The 22,580-nt window shown below is 73.3% G+C and carries 17 protein-coding genes, 4 tRNA genes and 1 other RNA gene; 12 read left to right on the forward strand and 10 right to left on the reverse strand.

Annotated elements, in window-relative coordinates:
• Positions 1–311 precede the first annotated feature (311 nt).
• The 8 genes from ACGF3I_RS11690 to ACGF3I_RS11725 all read left to right on the forward strand — a co-directional run bounded on the left by ACGF3I_RS11690 (position 312) and on the right by ACGF3I_RS11725 (position 4,874).
• Complete coding sequence (locus ACGF3I_RS11690; protein ID WP_393130670.1) at positions 312–629, forward strand: Lsr2 family protein; 318 nt, start codon at positions 312–314, stop codon at positions 627–629.
• A 122-nt stretch (positions 630–751) separates the two neighbouring features.
• Positions 752–823: transfer RNA gene (locus tag ACGF3I_RS11695), tRNA-Gly, on the forward strand.
• A 78-nt stretch (positions 824–901) separates the two neighbouring features.
• A tRNA-Gly gene (locus ACGF3I_RS11700) sits at positions 902–974 on the forward strand.
• Positions 975–1,129: 155 nt separating this feature from the next.
• On the forward strand, positions 1,130–2,089 hold the full coding sequence (locus tag ACGF3I_RS11705; protein WP_393130672.1) for an ABC transporter ATP-binding protein: 960 nt from the start codon (positions 1,130–1,132) through the stop codon (positions 2,087–2,089).
• Positions 2,086–2,904, forward strand: coding sequence for an ABC transporter permease (locus ACGF3I_RS11710; protein WP_393130674.1), 819 nt, complete (start codon positions 2,086–2,088; stop codon positions 2,902–2,904). The genes ACGF3I_RS11705 and ACGF3I_RS11710 overlap by 4 nt, the downstream gene beginning before the upstream one ends.
• Before the next feature lie 16 nt (positions 2,905–2,920).
• A complete protein-coding gene (locus ACGF3I_RS11715; RefSeq protein ID WP_393130676.1) occupies positions 2,921–4,138 on the forward strand; it encodes a sensor histidine kinase in 1,218 nt (405 codons plus the stop codon).
• A complete protein-coding gene (locus ACGF3I_RS11720) occupies positions 4,135–4,776 on the forward strand; it encodes a response regulator transcription factor (RefSeq protein WP_393130678.1) in 642 nt (213 codons plus the stop codon). The genes ACGF3I_RS11715 and ACGF3I_RS11720 overlap by 4 nt, the downstream gene beginning before the upstream one ends.
• A gap of 22 nt (positions 4,777–4,798) precedes the next feature.
• Positions 4,799–4,874 (forward strand) — tRNA-Gly (locus ACGF3I_RS11725).
• 51 nt (positions 4,875–4,925) lie between these two features.
• Here ACGF3I_RS11725 and ACGF3I_RS11730 read toward each other — a convergent pair.
• The 6 genes from ACGF3I_RS11730 to ffs all read right to left on the reverse strand — a co-directional run bounded on the left by ACGF3I_RS11730 (position 4,926) and on the right by ffs (position 13,573).
• Positions 4,926–5,825 carry a phosphoribosylaminoimidazolesuccinocarboxamide synthase gene (locus ACGF3I_RS11730; protein WP_393130680.1) on the reverse strand — a complete coding sequence of 300 codons (900 nt, stop codon included), beginning with the start codon at positions 5,823–5,825 and terminating at the stop codon, positions 4,926–4,928.
• A gap of 105 nt (positions 5,826–5,930) precedes the next feature.
• Positions 5,931–7,421, reverse strand: a complete 1,491-nt coding sequence (locus ACGF3I_RS11735) for a N,N-dimethylformamidase beta subunit family domain-containing protein (protein WP_393130682.1) — start codon at positions 7,419–7,421, stop codon at positions 5,931–5,933.
• A gap of 341 nt (positions 7,422–7,762) precedes the next feature.
• Entirely contained in the window at positions 7,763–9,415 is a 1,653-nt protein-coding gene (locus ACGF3I_RS11740; protein WP_393130684.1) for a hypothetical protein, read from the reverse strand.
• A gap of 332 nt (positions 9,416–9,747) precedes the next feature.
• Positions 9,748–11,004: a phosphoribosylamine--glycine ligase gene (gene purD, locus ACGF3I_RS11745; protein ID WP_393130686.1), complete on the reverse strand. Its 1,257-nt coding sequence runs from the start codon at positions 11,002–11,004 to the stop codon at positions 9,748–9,750.
• 58 nt (positions 11,005–11,062) lie between these two features.
• Positions 11,063–13,375, reverse strand: coding sequence for a DNA polymerase III subunit gamma and tau (locus ACGF3I_RS11750; protein ID WP_393130688.1), 2,313 nt, complete (start codon positions 13,373–13,375; stop codon positions 11,063–11,065).
• A 99-nt stretch (positions 13,376–13,474) separates the two neighbouring features.
• An RNA gene (gene ffs / locus ACGF3I_RS11755) (signal recognition particle sRNA small type) lies at positions 13,475–13,573 on the reverse strand.
• A gap of 71 nt (positions 13,574–13,644) precedes the next feature.
• On the opposite strand from ffs, the gene ACGF3I_RS11760 reads away from it, so the two are divergent.
• The 3 genes from ACGF3I_RS11760 to ACGF3I_RS11770 all read left to right on the forward strand — a co-directional run bounded on the left by ACGF3I_RS11760 (position 13,645) and on the right by ACGF3I_RS11770 (position 17,133).
• Positions 13,645–13,732: transfer RNA gene (locus tag ACGF3I_RS11760), tRNA-Ser, on the forward strand.
• 358 nt (positions 13,733–14,090) lie between these two features.
• A complete protein-coding gene (locus ACGF3I_RS11765) occupies positions 14,091–16,811 on the forward strand; it encodes a SpoIIE family protein phosphatase (RefSeq protein WP_393131227.1) in 2,721 nt (906 codons plus the stop codon).
• Positions 16,812–16,986: 175 nt separating this feature from the next.
• Positions 16,987–17,133, forward strand: coding sequence for a hypothetical protein (locus tag ACGF3I_RS11770; protein ID WP_393130690.1), 147 nt, complete (start codon positions 16,987–16,989; stop codon positions 17,131–17,133).
• Between the two features lie 40 nt (positions 17,134–17,173).
• Here the strand turns inward: ACGF3I_RS11770 and ACGF3I_RS11775 are convergent, their stop codons facing one another.
• Positions 17,174–17,695, reverse strand: a complete 522-nt coding sequence (locus ACGF3I_RS11775; protein WP_393130693.1) for a two-component system response regulator — start codon at positions 17,693–17,695, stop codon at positions 17,174–17,176.
• Between the two features lie 525 nt (positions 17,696–18,220).
• Between ACGF3I_RS11775 and ACGF3I_RS11780 the strand changes: the two genes are divergently transcribed.
• A complete protein-coding gene (locus tag ACGF3I_RS11780) occupies positions 18,221–19,381 on the forward strand; it encodes a hypothetical protein (RefSeq protein WP_393130695.1) in 1,161 nt (386 codons plus the stop codon).
• A 151-nt stretch (positions 19,382–19,532) separates the two neighbouring features.
• Here the strand turns inward: ACGF3I_RS11780 and ACGF3I_RS11785 are convergent, their stop codons facing one another.
• From ACGF3I_RS11785 to ACGF3I_RS11795, 3 genes are all read right to left on the reverse strand, one after another.
• A complete protein-coding gene (locus ACGF3I_RS11785; protein ID WP_393130697.1) occupies positions 19,533–20,135 on the reverse strand; it encodes a GNAT family N-acetyltransferase in 603 nt (200 codons plus the stop codon).
• A gap of 402 nt (positions 20,136–20,537) precedes the next feature.
• A complete protein-coding gene (locus ACGF3I_RS11790) occupies positions 20,538–21,557 on the reverse strand; it encodes an SDR family oxidoreductase (protein ID WP_393130700.1) in 1,020 nt (339 codons plus the stop codon).
• 72 nt (positions 21,558–21,629) lie between these two features.
• Positions 21,630–22,553, reverse strand: coding sequence for a cation diffusion facilitator family transporter (locus ACGF3I_RS11795; RefSeq protein WP_393130702.1), 924 nt, complete (start codon positions 22,551–22,553; stop codon positions 21,630–21,632).
• Positions 22,554–22,580 lie beyond the last annotated feature (27 nt).

The raw sequence follows: 22,580 nt of genomic DNA on the forward strand, positions 1-22,580 counted from the left end.
GGTGTGGTGTGGTGCGAAGGCGGTTCCCTCAGAGTACCCGCCCGAAAAATCTACGCGGGTAGATATCGCTAACGTCTGATCACGTTCCGGTTTCGGCGGCGACAACACGCGGGAAAAATCCCAAGAAAAAGTCGCCGAAGTCATTGCGTGGAGACACGCTGATGCAATTGGCTGGGCTTCACATTGCAATGCCTGTCGCTGTACAAAGGAATCCCAGCGAAAACAACATTGCTCCTTGACCGCCGCAAGGCCGGTATCGCCGCACGTCAGACATGTGAGAGTGGCGACACCACAGGAAGGAACCGATATCCGTGGCTCAGCGCGTAGTGGTCACTCTCTCCGATGACATCGACGGCGGAGAAGCGGCGGAAACGGTCACGTTCGGCCTGGACGGAAAGGTCTACGAGATCGACCTCAATCCCGCCAATGCAAAGAAACTGCGCAAGGCGCTCGCGCCTTACGTGACGGCGGGCCGCAAGCAGTCGAAGTCCGGGCGCACCTACCGGCACACCTCCGTCGCCCCCGACCCGGCGGCCGTCCGCGCCTGGGCCCGCTCCAACAAGATGGACGTGCCCGCCCGCGGCCGGATCCCGAAGAAGGTCTACGAGGCGTTCGCCGAGGCGAGCTGACCCTCCGTCCGGGGCGGCCTGCGACCGCCCCGGACACCGGAGTTGCACACCCCCCCTGCTGATCAGCTAGAGTCTGGAGCACGCCGAGGGGCAAGGCCGAAGGGCCCGGTCCACCGGAGCGTGCGGGTGTAGTTCAGTAGTAGAACACCCCCCTTCCAGGGGGGAGGCGCAGTGTGCAATTCCTGTCACCCGCTCTGCATTGCCCACCGACCACAGTTGTGGATCAGGTAGAGTAGTGCTCGCGCCGCCCAGTGAGAGCTGGTCGGAGGCATGCGGACGTGGCTCAGTTGGTAGAGCATCACCTTGCCAAGGTGAGGGTCGCGAGTTCGAATCTCGTCGTCCGCTCAGGAAGTACGAAAGGCCCCGGTTCATCGAACCGGGGCCTTTCGTCATGCCCCGTGCCGGCCGCGTCCCGCGTGCCGCCCACTCCTGACATTTGTCATGGGCCGTGATGACACCGCGCACTGCCCGCGCCGCCTTCCGCGCGGAACGCTGAAGTCATGGCAGGCACAGCAGATGTGATCGAGGTCGAGGAGCTGCGGCGGACCTACGCCGGGGGCTTCGAGGCCGTTTGCGGAATCTCCTTCTCCGTGGCGCGCGGCGAACTCTTCGCGCTGCTCGGCACCAACGGCGCGGGCAAGACCTCCACCGTCGAGCTGCTCGAAGGACTCGCTCCGCCGAGCGCCGGCCGCGTCCGGGTGCTCGGGCACGACCCGTACACCGAGCGGGCCGCCGTGCGCCCCCGAACCGGGGTGATGCTCCAGGAGGGCGGCTTCCCCGCCGAGCTGACCGTCGCCGAGACCGTACGGATGTGGGCCGGCTGCACCAGCGGGGCCCGGCCGGTGGCCGAGGCGCTCGAACTCGTCGACCTGGCCCGGCGCTCCCGGGTGCGGGTCAAGCAGCTCTCCGGCGGCGAGAAGCGCCGGCTCGACCTGGCGCTCGCCCTGCTCGCCCGGCCCGAGGTGCTCTTCCTCGACGAACCGACCACCGGCCTGGACGCCGAAGGGCGGCGTGACACCTGGGAGTTGGTGCGCGCGCTGCGTGACGGCGGCACCACCGTGCTGCTGACCACCCACTACCTGGAGGAGGCCGAGGCGCTCGCCGAGCGGCTCGCGATCCTGCACGAGGGACGGATCGCCGCGAGCGGCCGGGTCGACGAGGTCGTCGCCGCCCAGCCCTCCCACATCTCCTTCGAGCTGCCCGACGGCTACCACGTCGGCGACCTGCCGCCGCTCGACCGGCTCGGTGTCCACAGCCACGAGACGGCCGGACGGACCGTGCGCCTGAAGACCACGCGGCTCCAACACGCCGCCACCGGGCTGCTGTTGTGGGCCAGGGAGAGCGGGGTCGAGCTGCGGGGGCTCGACGTGCGCTCGGCCTCGCTCGAGGAGGCGTTCTTGCACATCGCCCAGGAGCAGCGCGAGGAGCGCGCGCCCGGCACGAAGGAGACCGTCCGATGAGCACCACCCTGCACGCCGTGCAGAGCCCGGTCCTGGCGCCCGCGCGGCCCCCGAGGACCGCGGCGGACCGCATGCGGGCGCTCGCCCGGGCCGAACTGACCCTGCTCGCCCGCAACAAGTCCACCCTGTTCACCGTGCTCGTCCTGCCGGGACTGCTCACCGTCTCCATGTACGGGACGGTCGGCAGCATGAACCTGAAGCAGAGCGGCCTCGACGCGGGGACCGTGCTGCTGCCCGGCTCGCTCGGCTTCGCCCTGCTCTTCGCCCTGTACTCGCCGCTGGTCGGCGTCTACGTCGTACGCCGTGAGGAGCTCGTACTGAAGCGGCTGCGCACCGGTGAGCTGCGCGACCGGGAGATCCTGGCGGGCGCGGCGCTGCCCTCGGTGCTCATCGCGCTCGCCCAGTCCGTCCTGCTCGTGGTGGGCTGTTCGCTGTGGCTGCACGTGTCGCTGCCCCGCTCGGGGTGGCTCGCCGCGGCGGCGCTCCTGCTCGGCGTCGGCATGATCGGCGCGCTCGCCGCGGCGACCTCCGCCTTCACCAGGACCGCCGAGGGCGCCCAGATCGCGGTCATGCCGCTGATGCTGCTCTCGACCGCGGGCTCGGGCATGGTCGTACCGCTCGACCTGCTGCCCGACAAGCTGGCGGTGGTGTGCGAGGCACTGCCGCTGACTCCGCTGATCCAGCTGGTCCGGGGCGCCTGGACCGGCGGCGCCGGGGCCGGTGAGGTCCTGCGGGAGCTGCTCGTCATGGTTGTCTGGACGCTCATCGCGGTACTGGTCGTGCGCAAGCGCTTCCGCTGGGAACCGCGGCGCTGAGGCGAGGGGGACGAGGGTGTTCGGCCGGATCAGGGGATGGCACCAACGCCACTGGCGGGACCGCAGCAGGGTCGAGAAGGTCGAGTTCCAGAGCCGGCTGATCTGGCGGTGCACCACCTGGTTCTTCTTCCTCAGCTGGCAGCTGCCGTTCGTGCTGCAGGACCTGCGGCACGAACCCCTACCGCTCGCCCTGGCCGTGGCGGCGCTCCTGACCGGCGCGGCCCAGGCCCACCAGGGCATCCGGGCGCACCGCGGCGCGCTCGACCAGTACCTCGGACGCGGCACCGCGCCGCGCCGCCCACTCCTGGTGTCCCTCGCGCTGTGCCTCGCCTCCCTCACGCTGACCGCCGCGCTGTACGCGGCGCACGGGCTCCGGGAGACCGACCTGGTGCTGGTCGTGCTGTACCTCGTGCTGCCGTTCGGGATGACGTACAGCATGCTCACCGCGCCCCGCAGGTTCCTCGGCCGGTTCTCGCTGCTCGCGCTGCCGACCGCGGCGGTGTTCGCGGTGGCCGGGGTGGGGAGCGGACGGCTGCTGGCGCTGGCCCTCGTGGTCGCGCTGTCCGGCACCTGGATCCTGCTCATGGCGCGCTGCGGGGCCTGGACGCTGTCGGTGATGTGGGAGTCGGACCGGGCCCGCGAGACCGAGGCCCGGCTCGCGGTCGCCGAGGAGCGGCTGCGCTTCGGGCGGGACATGCACGACGTGCTCGGCCGCAACCTCGCCGTCATCGCGCTCAAGGCCGAGCTGGCCGTGCAGCTCGCCGAGCGCGGCAGGCCCGAGGCGGTGGCCCAGATGGTGGAGGTGCAGCGCATCGCCCAGGAATCGCAGAAAGAGGTACGGGAAGTGGTGCGCGGCTATCGCGAGGCGGATCTGGGGACCGAGATCGAGGGCGCCCGCGGCGTCCTTGAGGCCGCCGGGATCGGCTGTGAGTACAGCGGGCCGGTTGACGGCCTGACCGCCGAGGCGCAGTCGGCGCTCGGCTGGGTGGTGCGCGAGGCCACCACCAACGTGCTGCGGCACGGGGACGCCCGCAGCGTGGCGATACGGCTCGCGGTCGCCGAGCACACCGCGACCCTGGTCGTCGAGAACGACGGCGTGCCCGAGCGGCCGGCCGGCACGCCCGGCTCGGGCCTCGCGGGCCTGCGCGAACGGCTCTCGGCGCTCGGCGGAACCCTGGAGGCGGGCCCGGCGGGCCGGGGCCGCTTCCGTCTGACGGCGGAGGTGCCGCGATGAGCACGGCCGGTGACGAGCGGATTTCGGCGACCCGGGTGCGGGTACTGCTCGCCGACGACGAGCATCTGATCCGGGGCGCGCTGGCCGCGCTGCTCGGCCTTGAGGACGACCTGGAGGTGGTCGCCGAGGCCGCGTCCGGGCCCGAGGCCCTCGCGATGGCCCGCGCCCACCGGCCCGATGTGGCGGTGCTCGATCTGGAGATGCCGGGGGCGGACGGTGTGACGGTGGCCACAAAGCTGCGGGCCGAACTGCCGTCCTGCCGGACCATGATCGTGACCGGTCACGGGCGGCCGGGCCACCTCAAGCGGGCCCTGTCGGCGGGGGTGCGCGGGTTCGTGCCGAAGACCGTCAGCGCCCGGCGGCTGGCCGAGATCATCCGGTCCGTGCACGCCGGAAACCGTTATGTGGACCCGGAGTTGGCGGCGGACGCGATCTCCGCGGGGGACTCTCCGCTGACGGCGCGCGAGGCCGAGGTGCTCGGGTTCGCGGCCGACGGCGCGCCCGTCGCGGAGATCGCGGAGCGGGCCGCGCTGTCCCAGGGAACGGTGCGCAACTACCTCTCCTCGGCCGCCGCCAAACTGGGTGCCGAGAACCGGCACACGGCGGTGCGTCTCGCCCGCGAGCGCGGTTGGGTATAGTGGTCTCCGCGCCACGGCGCATGCGAACGTAGCTCAGCTGGTAGAGCACCACCTTGCCAAGGTGGATGTCGCGAGTTCGAACCTCGTCGTTCGCTCCATACGAAGAAGCCCCCCGGTCCTCGACCGGGGGGCTTCTTCGTGTGCCTCCGCTACGCCCAGCTCGTGCCGGTGAGCTGCTCGAAGGCCTCGATGTACTTGGCGCGCGTCGCGTCCACGACCTGCTGCGGCAGCGCGGGCGGGGGCCGCTCGCTCGTGCGGTCCCAGCCGGACTCGGGCGAGGTCAGCCAGTCGCGGACGTACTGCTTGTCGTAGGAGGGCTGGGCGCGGCCCGGCTCCCAGGTGGCGGCGGGCCAGAAGCGCGAGGAGTCCGGGGTGAGCACCTCGTCGGCGATCACCAGCTCCTCGCCCGCGAAGCCGAACTCGAACTTGGTGTCCGCGAGGATGATGCCCCGCTCGCGCGCGATGTCGCGGGCCCGGCCGTAGACGGCGAGGGTGGTCTGGCGCAGCTGGGCGGCGGTCTCCGCGCCGATCTGGCGGGCCACCTCCTCGTAGGTCACGTTCTCGTCGTGGTCGCCGACGGCCGCCTTGGTGGCCGGGGTGAAGATCGGCGCGGGCAGCTCGGAGCCGTTGACCAGGCCCTCGGGCAGCGCGAGACCGCACACCGTACGGGAGTGGTCGTACTCGACGAGGCCGGAGCCCGTGAGGTAGCCGCGTGCGACGCACTCCACCGGGACCATCTCCAGCGACCTGCACACCAGCGTCCGGCCCGCCCAGTCGGCGGGGGCGCCGGCCGGGACCTCGCTGGAGATGACGTGGTGGGGCACCAGGTCGGCCAGCAGCTCGAACCACCACAGCGAGAGCTGGGTGAGCACCCGGCCCTTGTCGGGGATCTCGGTGGGCAGCACCCAGTCGTACGCGGACATGCGGTCGCTGGCGACCATGACGAGGTCGCCGGCCTCGTTCCGATAGAGGTCACGCACCTTGCCCGTGTGGAGGTGGGTCAGGCCCGGCACCTGCTGCGGCTCGGGCTTTTCTACGAATCCGGACACGGTTCCTCCGCGTAGGTTGATCCAGGAGCGATACCGATTCTCTCCCATGCGCCCGGGTCCGGCCGTCGCGGGTCGGCCCGACGGCGGCCGGGGGCGGCCGGGGGCTCAGTCGCGCTTGCAGATGCGGTCGAGGAGGTTGGCCGTGGCCCGCTGGACGCGGGGATCGACATGGCCGGGCCGGTCGAGCGCGGGGGACCAGGCGAAGGTGCCCGAGGCGAAGACGAGCGCGCCGGACGGCGCCCGGTACAGCGAGGTCTCCTGGTGCCGTACGTGCTGTTCGCCGTCGCGGTACGGGGAGTGGGCGAGCAGGATGCGGTCCTGGTGCTCGGGGAGCGCGGTGCGCGGGTAGTAGCGGTCGGCCTCGCCGGCCACCAGGCCGTCGATCTCGTCGCCGTCCCCGGCGCCGGTCGCCTCCCACAGCCAGTGGTCGGCGTTGCGCACGACCAGGGGGGCGGGCTCGGGGACGCGGCCCGCGTACTGGATGCCGAGGAGCTGCTGCTCGGGCCGCCCGACCTCGCGCCACAGGGCGGGCCGGCCGGGGCCGCGCCGTTTGCGGCAGGTCAGCAGGCGATCGGGCACGCCGGACGGGGAGGGCCCCAACTCCACTTGCCAGTAGAGGGAGTTGGCGGAGAGGAAGACCAGTGAGGTGCCGCCGTCGCGGGCCAGCTCCACGGTGCGGCGCATGGGGGCCGACCAGTACTCGTCGTGGCCGGGGAAGACCAGGCCCCGGTAGCGGCCGGGGTCGACGCGGCCCGCGTGCAGGTCGCGGGCGTCGGCGTAGGCGAGGTCGTAGCCGTAGCGCTCGGCCCAGCGGATGAAGTCGTAGGCGTGGCCCACGTGCAGGGGCAGGCCCGCGCCCGCGTAGGGGCGGTCGAAGGAGACGGTGATGGCCGCGTCCTCCTCGCCGAGCAGCCGGCCCTCCTCGTCCCAGGCGTGGTAGAGGCTCGCGCCGGTGCGGCCGTCCTCGGGGTAGAGGTTGTAGGCCTGCCAGGTGATGTCGGGGAGCAGCAGGAGCAGATCGGCGCGGTGGTCGTCGCGGATGGTGAAGGGGATGTGCGAGCGGTAGCCGTCGGCGGTGGTCAGGACGGCGACATGGGCACCGACTGCGGCGTGCGAGGGGACCTGGTAGCGCCAGGACTGCCACCAGTGGTGGCAGGAGACCGTGCGGTCCGCGGTGAGCGGGGGCGGCTGGACGATGCCGGAGAGCCGGGGGCTGGTGGCGATCTTCGCGGCGCCGTCGCCGCCGTAGTGGCCGATCCGGTAGACGTCCACGGTGAACTGCTGCGGGGGGTCCACGGTGATGTGGAAATCGATCGCCTCGCCGGGGGCGACGGCCCCGCTGGAGGCGAACCCCTTGATCTGCCGGTGCACGTCGTCGGCGGTGCGCGGGCCGGTGTTCCGGGCGGGGCTCCGGACCGGGCCCTGCTGTCCCGGGACGTGGTCGACGTACCAGGGCACCACGTGCCCGGTGTCGTCGAAGTAGGTCTCGCTGCCGCGCAGCCAGGGCACCGGGCCCTGCCCGAAGGGGTCGGAGACCGCGTGCGCGAGGGCGCCCGACTCCCAGCGCCGGATGTGGTCCGACCGGTCCGCCCCCATGTCGCTCCCCTCCCTCGGCCCCCCGGAACCCCTCTGGTGCGGGTCGTGTCCACCCGCTGTCCGCTTCCGGTCCCCAGCACATCACATAACGCGCGCAGTCCGTCACCGTTCGTCGCGAATTGACGTCAAGGGGAGCACGGCATTCCGGATACCTCGGGCGAACTCGTGCCATTGGGGGCCCTGTTGAGGGCGGGGCGGCTCCGGGGGGCGGTGCCGGGGGCGGCTCCGGGCGCGCGTACCGCGGTATCGGGCGCGCGTACCGCGGGCGGCTCCGGGCGCGCGAGCGGCTCCGGGGTGCGGTGCCGGGCGCAGCGCCGGGGGCGGCTCCCGGCCCGGGCCGCTCAGACCAGGCGTACCGGCTTCTCCGCGCGGATGCCGATCGTGGCGAGCCAGTCGCGCAGCTCGTCCGGGTCGCCGTCCTCGACCAGGGCGAGGACCGGGGAGGCCAGGTCCGAGCGGCGTACGTCGTCGATCAGCAGGGAGGGGCCGTCCAGCCAGTCGAGGCCCGGCTGCGCGCCCGCCGTGTCGATCGCGGCGCAGCACACCATCGCCGTCACGTGGTCGGCCAGCAACTCCCGCCCGGTGCGCGGCGGTTGGAGCGGGAAGAGCGGCACCGCGTCGGCGCCCCAGGCTTCGGGGCCCGGTGCGGGCGGTGCGGTCGCCGCCTCCTCGCCGGCCACCGCCGCGGCGATCCGGGCCGCGAGGCGCTCGGCGGCCTCGCCGTCCGTGCCGGACAGATGGGCGATGACGCGGGCCAGCGTGGGCGCCGCGGACTGCGCGTCGCGCCGCGCGTCGAGCCCGTCGAGGACCCGGTGCAGCCGGGCCGCCTCGGTGCGCCACTTGCGGTCGACGACCTCCTCGGGATACGCCGCCCAGTCCACCGGCGCCCAGTCGGGGCCGGGCTCGGCGGGACCGCCGTGGAAGAGCCGGGCGGCCAGCAGCGAGGTGGCCTCGTCGGCGGCGCCGGGCTCCTCCAGCAGGTCACAGGCCGGACGCTCGCCGAGCCGGGAGGCGAAGCCCTCGGCCAGGCGGTCGCGCCGGGACAGTTCGGTGAGCGCGGAGACCACGCCCGCGTCCAGCCGGGAGGGCCAGCGGCCCATCCGCCAGGCGGGCAGCGCGACCCGGGTCAGCAGCCGGTCCCACCCCGCGTAGGCGAGGCCGACCTGCTCCTGGGCGACGATACGGACCCCGTAGTCCACCGCCTGGGCGCGCTCGGAGGCGGCGACCGCGACCCCGCGCTCCATCTCGGCGGCATGTACCCGGCAGGCCCGCAGCAGCAGCCGGGCGACCGCGCCCGCGAAGCCGAGCGGCAGGCGCCGCACCAGGCCGGGGCCGGGCCGCTGGGCCAGGCCGACCGCCGCGTCCAGACCCCGTACGAAGCGGCGGGCGGCGGCTATGTCCGGATGCGCGGAGGGGCCCGTACCGGCGACGACGGGGGCGAGGATCGCGCGCAGCTCCCCCACCCGCATCCACCACAGGAAGGGCGAGCCGATGACCAGGACCGGAGCGGCCTGCACCTGCCGGGCCCGCGCGCCGCCGCGTATGGAGCGGGCGGGCCGCGCCGCCCTGTCGGTGTGCGAAGGGTGGGTGCGGTCCTCCAGCCAGCTGTCGCAGTCCGGCGTGAGGGCTATCGCGGAGGGCGGCGGGACGTCCAGCCGCTCCGCCAGGTCCCGCACCATGCGGTACAGGTCGGGGGCGGCCGATTCGGCGAGGTCCACCGTGGGTGACAGGGCCGGTCTGGCCCGGGCGATCACGGCCGCGACGGCGGCCGCGAGCAGCAGCACGAGCAGCGCGGTGGCGGTGACCGCCCAGCGCGCCGTGTCCCAGCCGCTGCCCTCGATACGGCCCTGGGCCGCGGCGACGGCCAGCACCACGGCGACCGCCGCGGGCAGCAGGGCCACGGCCAGCGCCCTGCTGCGGATGCGCAGCACGGCGAGAGCCCGCGAACGCGCGTGCCGCGCACCCGCCTCTCCATCCACTCCGGAACCTGACACGGTCGGACGTCACCCCCTCTGCCCTGCGACGGCGATGCTCACTCCCCCACTGTGGCACCCGCCACCGACATCGCAATGCCGGTGGGCCAAGTGCCGGAACGCCTTCGCCGCACCCTAGTTGGGCCTTCGGCAGGAGTCATCCGGATGGGCCACCCGTCACTCGATGGAATGGCTCTGGGCAAAGGTGCGGTTGTCGCGGCCGGTCGTGGGGGCAGGTTCGCGGACGGTGTCCGGCGGCCCCGGGGTGGCGGTCGCCGGGCGCCGCACCGGGCCGGCACGACGACGCGGGGCCCCGGCCGTCGTGCCGGGACCCCGCGTGGCCGTGCCGAGGTTCAGCCCTGTGCCCCGGCCGCCTTGCGCGCGATGTCGGTGCGGTGCTGCGAGCCGTCGAGGCGGATCCGGCCGACCGCGGTGTAGGCCCGCTCCCGGGCCTGGGCTAGGTCGGCGCCGGTCGCGGTGACCGACAGGACCCGGCCGCCCGCGCTGACCACCGCGTCGCCCTCGCGCCGCGTCCCGGCGTGCAGGACGTACGCGGTGGGCTCATCCTGGGCCGCGACATCGGCCAGGCCCTCGATCGGGTCGCCGGTGCGGGGCGTGGCCGGGTAGTTGTGCGAGGCGATGACCACGGTGACGGCCGCGTCGTCACGCCAGGCCAGCGGCGGCTGTACGTCGAGGGTGCCGTTGGCCGAGTGGAACAGGACGCCGGCGAGCGGGGTCCGGAGCCGGGCGAGCACGACCTGCGTCTCGGGGTCGCCGAACCGCGCGTTGAACTCGATGACCCGCACTCCGCGCGAGGTGATCGCGAGGCCCGCGTACAGGAGCCCGGAGAACGGGGTGCCGCGCCGGCGCAGCTCGTCGACGGTCGGCTGGAGCACGCTCTCCATCACCTCGTCGACCAGCTTCGGGTCGGCCCACGGGAGGGGCGAATAGGCGCCCATGCCACCGGTGTTGGGGCCCTCGTCGCCGTCGAGCGCGCGCTTGAAGTCCTGCGCGGGCTGGAGCGGGACGACGGTGACGCCGTCGGTGATCGCGAACAGCGAGACCTCGGGCCCGTCGAGGAACTCCTCGATGACGACGCGCTCGCAGGCCAGCGCGTGCTCGCGGGCGGCGGCGAGGTCGTCGGTCACGACGACGCCCTTGCCGGCCGCGAGGCCGTCGTCCTTCACCACGTAGGGGGCGCCGAAGGCGTCGAGCGCCTCGTCGATCTCCTCGGGGGTGGTGCAGACGTAGGAGCGCGCGGTCGGCACGCTCGCCGCCGCCATCACGTCCTTGGCGAAGGCCTTGGAGCCCTCCAGCTGCGCGGCCTCCTTCGAGGGGCCGAAGCAGGGGATGCCGGCGGCCCGTACGGCGTCGGCGACGCCGGCGACCAGCGGGGCCTCGGGCCCGACCACGACCAGCTCGCTGCCCAGCTCGACGGCGAGGCGGGCGACCGCTTCCCCGTCCAGCTGGTCGACCGGGTGGAGCTCGGCGACCTCCGCGATCCCGGCGTTGCCGGGGGCGCAGTGCAGCGCCGTCACGTCGGGGTCGAGGGACAGGGAACGGCACAGGGCGTGCTCACGGGCACCGCCGCCGATGACAAGGACCTTCACGGCAGCCAGCCTAGCCGCCGCGGTGGCGCGATCTTTGTGCGGGCTGCCGAGCGGGCCCTCACCCCTCGTTCGTATATTCCTCCACCACGGTGGCCCCGAGCTCGCGCACGATGAGGTCGTGACCGGACAGGGCGTTGTCCACCAGGTCCGGATCGTCGTCCTCCGGAATGTCGTCCTCCGGGCGGACCGGCGGCGGAGGCGGCTCCTCGTGCCGTACGGGAGCGGCGTCCTGCGGCGGCTGTTCCCGTACGGGGGCGGGGGCGGCCGGGGTCGCGGGCCGCGAGGAGGGGGCGGCCTGCGAGGGCTGCGAAGGCTGGGGGGCGGGCTGGTACTGCTGCGGGGCAGGGGGCGCCGGGGGGCGGGGGGCGGCGCCGCCGAAGTTGCCCGCGGCGGGTGGCGGCTGGGCGCCGCCCGAGGGATCGATGATCGCCTCGACCTTCCACTGCACACCGAACCGCTCGGCGAGCACGCTGCGCAGCACGTCCTCACTGCCGCTGCTCGCGAAGTTGTCCCGGGCGCCCGCGTTGATGAAGCCGAGCTGCACGGTGGTGCCGTCGAATCCGGCCACCTGCGCGTTCTGGCTGAGCAGGATCCAGGTGAAGCGCCGCTTGTTCTTGACGGCCTCCAGGATGTCCGGCCACATGGTGCGCACCTGGAGCGCGTTGCCCTGGCCGGCGGGGGCCGGGGCGGCCGGGGCGGGTTCGGGGGTGGGGGCCGGGGCCGGGGCGGCCGGGGACGCCGAAGGCCAGGCGCCGGCGGAGGGGCCGGAGCCGGAGGCCGGGGCGGCCGCGCCGGGCCAGGCACCGGGACGCTGGCCACCGCCCTGCCCGGGCGCGGCGGCCGAGGGCCAGGCCCCGGCGGCGGGCTGCTGCTCGGGCTGAGCCGGCTGGGGCCTTGCCTGGGGCTGAGCGGGTGGGGCCGGCTGGGGCTGTACGCCCTGGGGCCGGGCGGGCTCCGGCTGTGCGGGGGGCTGAGGGGTGGGCGCCTGGGCGGCAGGCGGGGCCGAGGGTGCGGCCGGGCCGGACTGGGCGGGCCCGGCGACCGGCGCCGTGCTCCCCGCCCCGGCACCCCGCACCGCGGCCCGAGCAGCCTCGGGCCCGCCCGGCATGGGCGCACCCTGCATGGGCCCGCCCTGCATCGGCGCGTGCGCCTCGGGCCCGGGGGCGTACCCCAGGGCGGGGCCCGAGGCGGGCGCCGCCTGGAAGGCCGCGCCGACGCCCCGCTCCAGCCGGTCGAGCCGGGCCTGGAGCGAGCGCTCGTCGTCGTAGGCGGCCGGCAACAGCACGCGGGCACAGATCAGTTCGAGCTGGAGCCGGGGCGAGGTGGCCCCGCGCATCTCGGTGAGCCCGGCGTTGACGAGGTCGGCGGCGCGGCTCAGCTCGGCCGCGCCGAATACCGAGGCCTGCGCCTGCATCCGCTCGACGACATCGGCGGGCGCGTCGATGAGCCCCTTCTCACCGGCGTCGGGAACGGCGGCCAGGATGACGAGGTCGCGCAGCCGCTCCAGGAGGTCTGCGACGAAGCGGCGCGGATCGTTGCCGCCCTCGATGACGCGGTCGACCACCTCGAAGGCGGCGGCCCCGTCGCCCGCCGCGAAGGCGTCGACGACGGAGTCGAGCAGGGACCCGTCGGTGTACCCGAGCAGGGCGGTGGCCATGGCGTACGTCACACCGTCGTCGGCGGCGCCGGCCAGCAGCTGGTCCATGACGGACATGGAGTCACGCACCGAGCCGGCGCCGGCCCGCACCACGAGCGGCAGCACGCCGTCCTCGATGGGGATGCCCTCGCGCCCGCAGACCTCCCCCAGGTACTCGCGCAGGGTGCCGGGGGGCACGAGGCGGAACGGGTAGTGGTGCGTACGCGACCGGATGGTCCCGATGACCTTCTCGGGCTCGGTGGTGGCGAAGATGAACTTGAGGTGCTCCGGCGGCTCCTCGACGACCTTCAGCAGGGCGTTGAAGCCGGCCGAGGTCACCATGTGGGCCTCGTCGATGATGTAGATCTTGTAGCGGCTGGAGGCGGGCCCGAAGAAGGCCTTCTCGCGCAGCTCACGGGCGTCGTCCACGCCTCCGTGCGACGCCGCGTCGATCTCGATCACGTCGATGGAACCCGGGCCGTTGCGCGCCAGGTCCTGACAGGACTGGCACTCGCCGCACGGGGTGGGCGTCGGGCCCTGCTCGCAGTTCAGACAGCGGGCCAGGATCCGCGCGCTGGTCGTCTTGCCACAGCCCCGCGGCCCGCTGAACAGGTACGCGTGATTGACCCGGTTGTTCCGCAGCGCCTGCTGCAGCGGGTCGGTGACATGCTCCTGCCCGATGACCTCGGCGAAGGACTCGGGGCGGTAGCGGCGGTACAGCGCAAGGGACGACACGCATACGAGGTTATCGGGGCCCACTGACAACCGCCGTCCCCCACCAACCCGGGACGACCCCCGACCCCGCCTGGCCGGCCGGACGCCGGCCACCACCCCAAACAAAGCGCCCCTCACGCACCCGCCAGAGCCGACCTACCCTTGCTGCCTTCCGGCCCTGGGGGAGTTCAGTCAGATAGCGCCACGTGAGGGGCTCCGCACAGGGTACCCGATCCCTGACGTGGGAACGAGTTCGCGAGCACCCCTCAACGTCTTGTATTGTTTGCCGCGGAGGATTCGCCTAGTGGCCTAGGGCGCACGCTTGGAAAGCGTGTTGGGGGCAACCCCTCACGAGTTCGAATCTCGTATCCTCCGCCATTGCTCTCACCGGGCAATACGTCGAAGGGCCCCGCAGTTCGCTGCGGGGCCCTTCGACGTGCGTGGCTGCGGTTGGGGCTGCAGTTCTCCGCCCGCCGACGCATCGTGACCGCCCGTCAGACGTCTTGGCCGGGCTGCCGACGTGGACCTGGAACGGCTGCTGTCCGCCCTTCCGCCGATCGACGGGTGGGCTCTTCCAGGGTGTGCCTCGTGCCTCCGGGGAGCGGTCGCCGACCACTCGATCGCCGGCTGCTGCCAGTACCGGGGCCGGGATCGCGTGTACGGCTCGTCCGGCGGACAGGGCGGGCAGGGGTGTAGAAAAGATTGTGTGATCAGGCGTTTCGGCCGACTACGGGGCGTGTCGGTGCGGTCGCTGCTCCCCAAGCGTCCCAGAAGTGTCGCCGGGCAGGTCTTCATCCTCCAGGTGGCAGTCGTCGTCCTGCTCGTCATCGGCGCGATTCTGGCGCTCGTGCTGCAGACCCGGCGCGATATCGACAACGAGGCCAGGAACCGCTCGGTCGCCGTCGCGGAGGCGTTCGCCCACTCGCCGGGGCTCATCGCAGCCCTGAACTCACCCCATCCCTCCACGGTGCTCCAGCCGATCACCGAGGAGACCCGCAGGGCGGCGCACGTGGACTTCATCGTGGTGATGGACACCAACGGCATCCGCTACACGCATCCGCTGCCGGATCGGATCGGGAAGCGTTTCGTGGGCACCATCGGACCGTCCCTTGCGGGCCAGGTCCTGGTCGAGAGCGTGCAGGGACCCCTGGGCCGCGAGGTGCAGGCGGTGGTGCCGGTGACCGCACCGGGCGGCAGGGTGGTGGGCCTGGTCTCGGCCGGTCTCAAGGTCCGCAACGTGACCGCCGAGACCGACCACCAGCTGAGCGTCATCCTGGGCACGGGCGCGGCGGGCCTCGCGTTGGCCACCGGCGGCACCGCGCTGACCACCAGACGCCTCAGGCGCCAGACCCACGGGCTCGGCCCGGCGGAGATGACCCGCATGTACGAGCACCACGACGCGGTCCTGCACGCCGTGCGGGAAGGCGTCGTCATCGTCGCGGGCGACGGGACGGTGCTGCTCGCCAACGACGAGGCCCGGCGGCTGCTGGGACTGGCCCCCGACTCCGAGGGCCGCCCGGTCGCGGAGCTGGAAGGACTCGATCCCGCCACGGCCGAGCTGCTGGCGTCCGGCCGGGCGGCCACCGATGAGGTCCATGCGACCGGGGACCGGCTGCTGGTAGTGAACCAACGGCCCACCGACGGCCCCGGGGGCACGATGGGGACTGTCGCCACCATCCGCGACTCCACGGAGCTGCAGGCGCTCACGGGCCGGGCCGAGGTGGCGCGCGAGCGGCTGCGGCTGCTGTACGACGCGGGGGTCGGCATCGGTACCACGCTGGACGTCAGACGCACGGCCGAGGAACTGGCCGAGATCGCGGTGCCCGCCTTCGCCGACTTCGTGACCGTCGACCTGCCCGACCCGGTGCTGGGCGGGGAGGAGCCCAACCCCAGGAGCTCGGAAATGCGCCGGACCGCCGTCAGCGGTATCCGCGACGACCACCCGCTGTACGAGTGCGGCCGGCTGATCGGGTTCCTTCCGTCGACCCCGCAGGCCCGCGGCTACGGCAGCGGGCACGCCGAGCTGGTGCCGGACCTGTCGCGGGCGCCGGGCTGGCAGGCGCAGGACCCGGAGCGTACGCAGGACATCATCGGCTACGGCATCCACTCGCTCATCACCGTCCCCCTCCAGGCCCGCGGAGCCGTGCTGGGGGTGGCCAACTTCTGGCGCTCGGAGAAGCCCGGGCCCTTCGACGAGGACGACCTCTCCCTGGCCGAGGAACTGGTCGCCCGCGCTGCGGTGTCCGTGGACAACGCCCGCCGCTACACCCGCGAGCACGCCCTGGCCGTGACGCTCCAGCGCAGCCTGCTGCCGCGGGCACTGCCCCGGCACAGCGCCGTCGAGGTGGCACACCGCTACCTGCCCGCGCAGTCCGGGGTGGGCGGCGACTGGTTCGACGTGATCCCGCTGCCGGGCAGCCGCGTGGCCCTGGTCGTCGGCGACGTCGTCGGCCATGGGCTGCACGCGGCGGCGACGATGGGGCGCCTGCGCACCGCGGTGCACAACTTCTCCACGCTGGACCAGCCGCCCGACGAACTCCTCAGCCACCTCGACGAACTGGTGAGCCGTATCGACCAGGACGAGGCGGGAGCCGCAGGCGGGCTGGAGGACTCGGCCATGACCGGGGCCACCTGCTTGTACGCGGTCTACAACCCGGTCACCCGCCGCTGCTGCTTCGCCCGCGCGGGGCATCCGCCGCCCGCCGTGGTCCGCCCCGACGGGAGCGTCGAGTTCCCCGACATCCCGGCCGGACCGCCGCTCGGGCTCGGCACCATGCCGTTCGAGACCATGGAAATGGACATCGAGGAGGGCAGCCGGCTCGTCTTCTACACCGACGGGCTGATCGAGGACCGCACCCGGGACATCGACGTCGGCATGGAACTGCTGCGCCAGGCGCTCTCCCGTACCGACCGCACACCGGAGCAGACCTGCCAGGACGTGCTCGGCGCGCTGCTGCCCGGCCGCGCGAAGGACGACGTGGCGCTGCTGGTCGCCCGCACCCGGACCCTGGGACCCGACCGGGTCGCGGAATGGGACGTGCCGCCCGTCCCCAGCGCCGTCGCCGGGATGCGGGCCGCGGCTGCCGCGAAGCTCCGGGAATGGGGTCTCGCGGACCTGGAGTTCGGCACGGAACTGATCCTGAGCGAGCTGCTCACCAACGCGATCCGCTACGGCTCCCCGCCGATCAGGGTCCGGCTGCTGCACGACCAGGGCCTGACCTGCGAAGTGACCGACGGCAGCAGCACATCGCCCCATCTGCGGTACGCGGCCACGACGGACGAAGGAGGCCGCGGGCTGTTCCTGGTCGCCCGGACCTCCGAGCGCTGGGGCACCCGCTACACCGCCGAAGGAAAGATCATCTGGGCGGAGCAGCTCCTGTCCGACCAAGGGGCCACGCCACCGGACCTGGACGGCGAAGCGCTGCTCGACCTCTTCCCCGACGACGAACCCCTCTGACGTCCCCGCACGCCGCCGGCCTCCATGCAGTCGCACGCTCGTGAGATGTCTGGAGCGCATAGGGCGACCTGGTCTCAAGCCAGGGTTCGCGGCAGGCGGTCCTCGCGGGATCGGCGGCTCGGGGCAGGTGCGTTCGGCGTGAAGGGGGGTCGCTAGAGTCGGCGTCATGGAGGGGATGAGCGAGAGTCGACCGTGTCGTTGGTGCCAGAAGCCGGTCACCCGGCGCGGCCGGTGGCGCGTGAAGGCCTACTGCAACGGCTGGCACCGGCTCAAGCAGTACTTGATGTGGCCCCTGGCGATCGTGCTGGAGATCTTTTCCTGACCGCCCGGGCTTCACGGCAGAGCGTCGGCTCAGTGTCGGCTCAGCGGGGTGGGTCGTCCGGTTGGGTGGGGATTCTGACGGTCTCTGCGGGACGTAACGGGCGTCGGCGCAGGGCCAGTTGGGGGGAGTCGGTCGGGTGGGGGCGGGGGGACCGCTGGCGGGGGGACGCGCCGGTCAGGTGGGCACTCGTGCGGTACAGGTACTGGACCTTGATGCGCAGGGCCCAGGGGTCGAGGGGCTTGATCAGGTAGTCGGCGACCCCGAGGTGCAGGGCCTGCGCGGCCAGGTCGCTGTCGTGGCCCATGCCGGTCACCAGGATGACGGGGATCAGCTGGGTCTGGGTGAGGCGGCTCAGGTAGCGGGCCACGTCCAGGCCGCTCACGCCGGGCATCACCACGTCGAGGACCGCGACCGCTATCCCTCCGTGCAGCGCCGCCTTCAGAGCCGCGTCGCCGCTGGTCGCGAGCTCCATCGGGTAGCCGAGCGGCGCGAGGATGCTCTCCATCGCGAACAGGTTGTCCTCGTGGTCGTCGACCAGTAGCACCTTCATGTCCGCGGACATGGCCCCATCACCTTCACTTCGGGGAGCGCCGGTTGGGCCTGTGCCCGCTCGCGGCGGCTCGTACGCAGTCGGGGAGCACCACGGGGTGTGCATGTGGGGGATGCACATGTGGCGTGCATGTGCCGAGCTGATCGGTCCGCACATAGTTGTCGGCTGGCTTGTGTGGAGCGAATTGTCGCACCGCGCGCGCCGGAACATCAGGGTGCCGACGCATCCGGTTGCGGGCTCGGCCGACGAGCCCCGTATGCGGCACGCAGTGCCTTCGAGCAAGTGCCACTGGCCCATGTCGTACGCCGCTCACACCTATGGGTGAACCCGTGCAGGTGGGCGCCCTGATCAGAACCGGGGCCCGGCGGGGCGGAGACAGCCGCAAGATCGGTTCAGCCACCCCTGGTTGGCCCCTGCCCACTGGTCTGAACCACCGTCTTTCGGCCGGAAGTTGCCTGTCGTCAGGGGCCAGAATGACCTGATGATGATCGAGTCATCCCCGTTCGTGCGGTTCGCGACGCTCCTGAGCGGTACGCGGTGAACGTTCTTGGTGCCACGGCCCGCGACCGGTCCGCCGCCCTCGCCCCGGCGGTGATCGGCTTCGCGCTCGTGCTCGTTGCCGGCTGGCCGCTCCTGGCCACCGTGCCCCAATCCCTCGACGCCGAGCGGGCGTTCGCCTCGGCGCCCAACTGCCCGGTCGCCGAGGCGACTTCGGAGTGCAGACATACCGTCTCGGCCACCGTGACCTCCGCCGCGGCCGACCACCAGCACCGGTCCACCTACTACTGGCTCGGGCTCGGCCGGATGCGCGACTGGCCCGGGGCGCTGCCGGGGCGGCTGAAGGCCAGCCCGCCCAGGGGCGTGCCGGGCGGCCCGGCCGCCGCGCCGCCGCGCCGCGTCAAGATGGACGGCCGCACCCCGGTGTTCGCCGCGGTGGCGCCGGGCGCCGAACTCCGGCTCACGTACTGGCGCGGGGAGATCAGGTACGTGGAGTTCCGGGGGCTCCGCCAGTACACGGCGCAGGACCCACGGGGCGGCTACCGGCTGCCGCTCGCCGCGGCGCTCGTCCTGCTCGCCCTGGGCGGTGGCTGTCTGAGCGGCGCCCACCGTGCGGCACGGCGTGCCACTGAGCCGCCCGAGCACCGGCCGTGGCGGCTCGCCCCGCCCCTCGCGTCGGGCCTGCTCATCTGCTGCTGCGCGTTCGCCGTGCCCTGGGTCACCGGGGGCGTCCCCACCGCCCTGCTGCTCACGGCGGTCGGCGCCGTGCCGGTGCTCGCGGGGGCCGCCTGGCTGACCCACCGCCGCCACCGCCGCACCACCGACACCGTCAAGGTCGCCCCGCTGGTGCCGCAGGCGAGCGAGTGCTTCCCCGGCATAATCCTCGGCGAAGTCCCGTACAGCCATGAGGAGTTCCGGCATCTGGTCGTCGCTCCGGGGCTGCTCGCGTCCACCCCGGACCCGGGCGGCCGGGCCGTCCGGCGCACCGTGCCGCACACCCTCACGGCCGTCCGGGTCCGCCCGCCGTACTGGACCGACCCGGGCCCGCGGCCCGCTCCCGGCTGGCAGGTCGTGGAGTGCCGCGATGGGACGACCCCGGTGTATGTGGTGACCGAACACCGATATTGCGGCTGGGTGTTGGGGGCGCTCAAGCATTCTGCGGAGGGTTCGATGCGGTCGGACGGCGGTATCGCGGGGTGAGCCCGGGCCTGCCGGGGCAGCCAGGTCCCGGGCGTCCAGGCCTGATGGGGCGCTCAAGGCCCGGGCGCCGGGGCCTGCCGGGGCTCCCGGATCCCGGTGCGCACCCCGACCGCAACTCCCTTGTACATACGCCTCGTTGAGCCCAGGCGCCTCATACCCCGAACGGTGCGGCGTACTGGATCACGCCCGTGGGGGCCGCCGGTCCGTCCGGTTGCAGGCGCAGCGCCATCAGGGCCCCGTCCGGCACGTCGAAGGGGGCCCGCACGCCGAACCCGGAGGCCGGAGCGAAACCGAAGCGGGGGTAGTAGCCGGGGTGCCCGAGCACCACGACCAGGTCTTCGCCCAGGGCCCGGGCCGCGTCGAGCGCGGCCCGCACCACGGCCGTTCCGGCGCCCCCGCGCTGATGTCCGGGTGCCACCGCGACGGGGGCGAGGGCCAGCGCCTCGGCACCGCCCACCCGGCACCGGGTCAGCAGGGCGTGGCCCACGACCGTGCCGTCCGGCGCCTCGGCCACCAGGGAGAGGCCGGGGACCCACGCCGGGTCCCCGCGCAGCGCGTCCACGAGGTCGGCCTCGGCGGCGGTCGGGAACGCCGCGAGGTTCACCCCGCGTACGGCCTCGGTCTCACCGGGGGCCTCGGGTCGGGCGCGCCAGCGCGGGGCGGGGGCGGAGGGGTACGGGGACTGGGTGTGCGGGGACTGGGTGTGCTGGGACGGGGACGGTGGGTCCTCCGACGGCATGCGTGCGTTGTCCATATGCCGCCGATCGTGCCATCGGGCCCTGAGTCGGGCCACCGGATTGGGAGCGTCCTGGGGGGTGGGGCACCCGGGGGGCACGCCTTCGGGGGGAGCGGGCCCCCGGGAAGGGCGGGCCCCCGGGGAGGGCGGGCCCCCGAGAGGAGCGGGCCTCGGGAAGGGCAGGCCCCCGGGAAGGGCGGGCCCCGGGAGGAGCGGATCCCCGGGGAGGAGGGGATCGCCGGGAAGGGCGGCGGCCCCCGGGAGAAGCAGCCCCCCGGGAGGAGCGGGTCCCCGGGAACGGCGGGATCCCGAAGGAGGCAGGCCCCGGGACATGTGGGCTCGGCTCCCAGAACAGTCGGGCTCGGCCCCCGGGGCATGGGGGCCGGGCCCGCGAGCCTGCGCGGTCGGCCCCATCATTCTCTAGGCGCCCCGCGCCCGCTCCGTCAGCCACTGCGTGAACGTCGTGGTCCCCCGGGCGTCGGGGTGGGCGGAGGTGAGGTGCCCCGCGCGGATCGTCCTGCCTATGGGGCCGGGGAGGGGGGCGGGCACCAGGAGGACCCTGCGCGATGTGGTGTCCCGCCACACCCTGGCCAGCGTGCGCAGGTCGGCCCGCTCCGGGCCGGCCACCTCGATCCGGCCGTTGCGCGGGGCCGATTCGGCCGCGTCCGCGACCGCCCGGGCCGCCTCCGCGGCGGCGATGGGCTGGAACGTCAGGTCCCTCGGGGCCAGCACGACACCGGCCCGCGCCATCGCGCCGAACATGCCCACGAACAGCTCGTGGAACTGTGTGGCCCGCACGATCGTCCACGGCACCCCGCCGACCGTGACAGCGTCCTCCTGAGCCGTTTTGACCTTGTAGTACGGCATCGGTACCCGGTCGCAGCCCACGATCGACACGCACACGTGGTGGCTCACCCCGGCCGCGCGCCCGGCCGCGATCAGACGCGTCGTGCCGTCCACGAGGGTGGCGCGCATGGTGCGCGGGGAGACGGAGTTGGCCGCGTCGACCACCACGTCACAGCCCGCGAGCGCGGCCTCCAGGCCCTCGCCGGTGGAGAGGTCGACCGGGTGGGTGGCCGAGCGGCGGCTCAGGACCCGAACGGTGTGTCCGCGGCCGGCCAGTTCCTCGACGACGGGACGGCCGACCGTCCCGGTGCCGCCGACGACCGCGATGACCAGGGTGCCGGAGCCGCGCGCATCGCCCGCGCCGGCCCCGTCGTCCCGGCCGCGACCGGCCTTGCCGTCCTGCCGCCCCTCGCCCAAGTCGCCGCCTTCGCCCATGCCCCTGCGGTCGTCCTTGCCGTCGCCCATGTCCCTGCCCTCAGCCATGTGCCTGCCCTCGTCCCTGCCTTCGTGGGTGCGCTCGCTGGCGTGCTGGTCGACGTGTGTGCCGTCGTGCCGGTCGCCGTGCTCGTTGATGCGGTTGTTCTCGTCAGTCATGGTCGGAGGACGGGACAGGCCCGCGATCTGTGACAGCCCCGGGGGGGGGCGGGGTAGTCGGGGGTCGCGGGTTCAGTGGTGGAGGGAGTCCGCCGCCTCGGTGTGGCCTTCGGGTTCCAGTTGGATCGTGGAGTGGGCCACGTCGAAGTGCTCCCCCACACAGTTCTGCAACCGGGTCAGCAGAGCCCCGTACCCGTTGTGCAGTGCGGCCTCCTTCACCACCACATGTGCGGTGAGCACGGGCATCCCCGAGGTCACCGTCCAACCGTGGAGGTCATGTACGGCGACCACACCTGGCTCATCGAGGAGGTGGCGTCGGACCTCGGCGAGGTCCACATCGTCGGGGGCCGCCTCCATCAGGACGTGCAGGGCGTCACGCAGCAGCCCGTACGTGCGCGGCACGATCAGCAGGCCGATGACGATGGAGGCGATCGGGTCCGCCGCCTGCCAGCCGGTGAACAGGATGATCAGGCCGCCCACGATCACGGCGACCGAACCGAGGGCGTCGCCGAGCACCTCCAGATAGGCGCCGCGCAGGTTGAGGCTCTTGTCCTTGGCGTCCTTGAGCAGCCACAGGCCGACCAGGTTCGCGGCGAGACCGCCCACCGCGACCGCGAACATCAGGCCGCCCTTGACCTCGACGGGCTCGCTGAAGCGGCCGATCGCCGACCACAGGACCCATACGAAGATGGCGGCGAGCAGCAGGGCGTTCAGGACGGCCGAGAAGATTTCCACGCGGTAGAACCCGAAGGTGCGGCGCGGGGTCGGGGCGCGCTGGGCGAGCGTGATCGCGCCGAGCGCGAGCGAGACGCCTACCGCGTCGGTGAGGCTGTGCGCGGCGTCGGCGAGCAGCGCGAGGCTTCCGGAGAGCAGCGCGCCGACCACCTGGATGAGGGTGATCGACGCGCTGATGCCGATGGTCCACAGGAGCCGCTTGCGGTAGGTGCCGCTGAGCGTGCCCGACACGGCCGAGGGCGCGCCGTGGTCGTGTCCCATGCGCGCCTCCTCATGCCCGGGGTGTGG

The organism is Streptomyces sp. NPDC048111, from assembly GCF_043202815.1.
Lineage (GTDB): Bacteria > Actinomycetota > Actinomycetes > Streptomycetales > Streptomycetaceae > Streptomyces.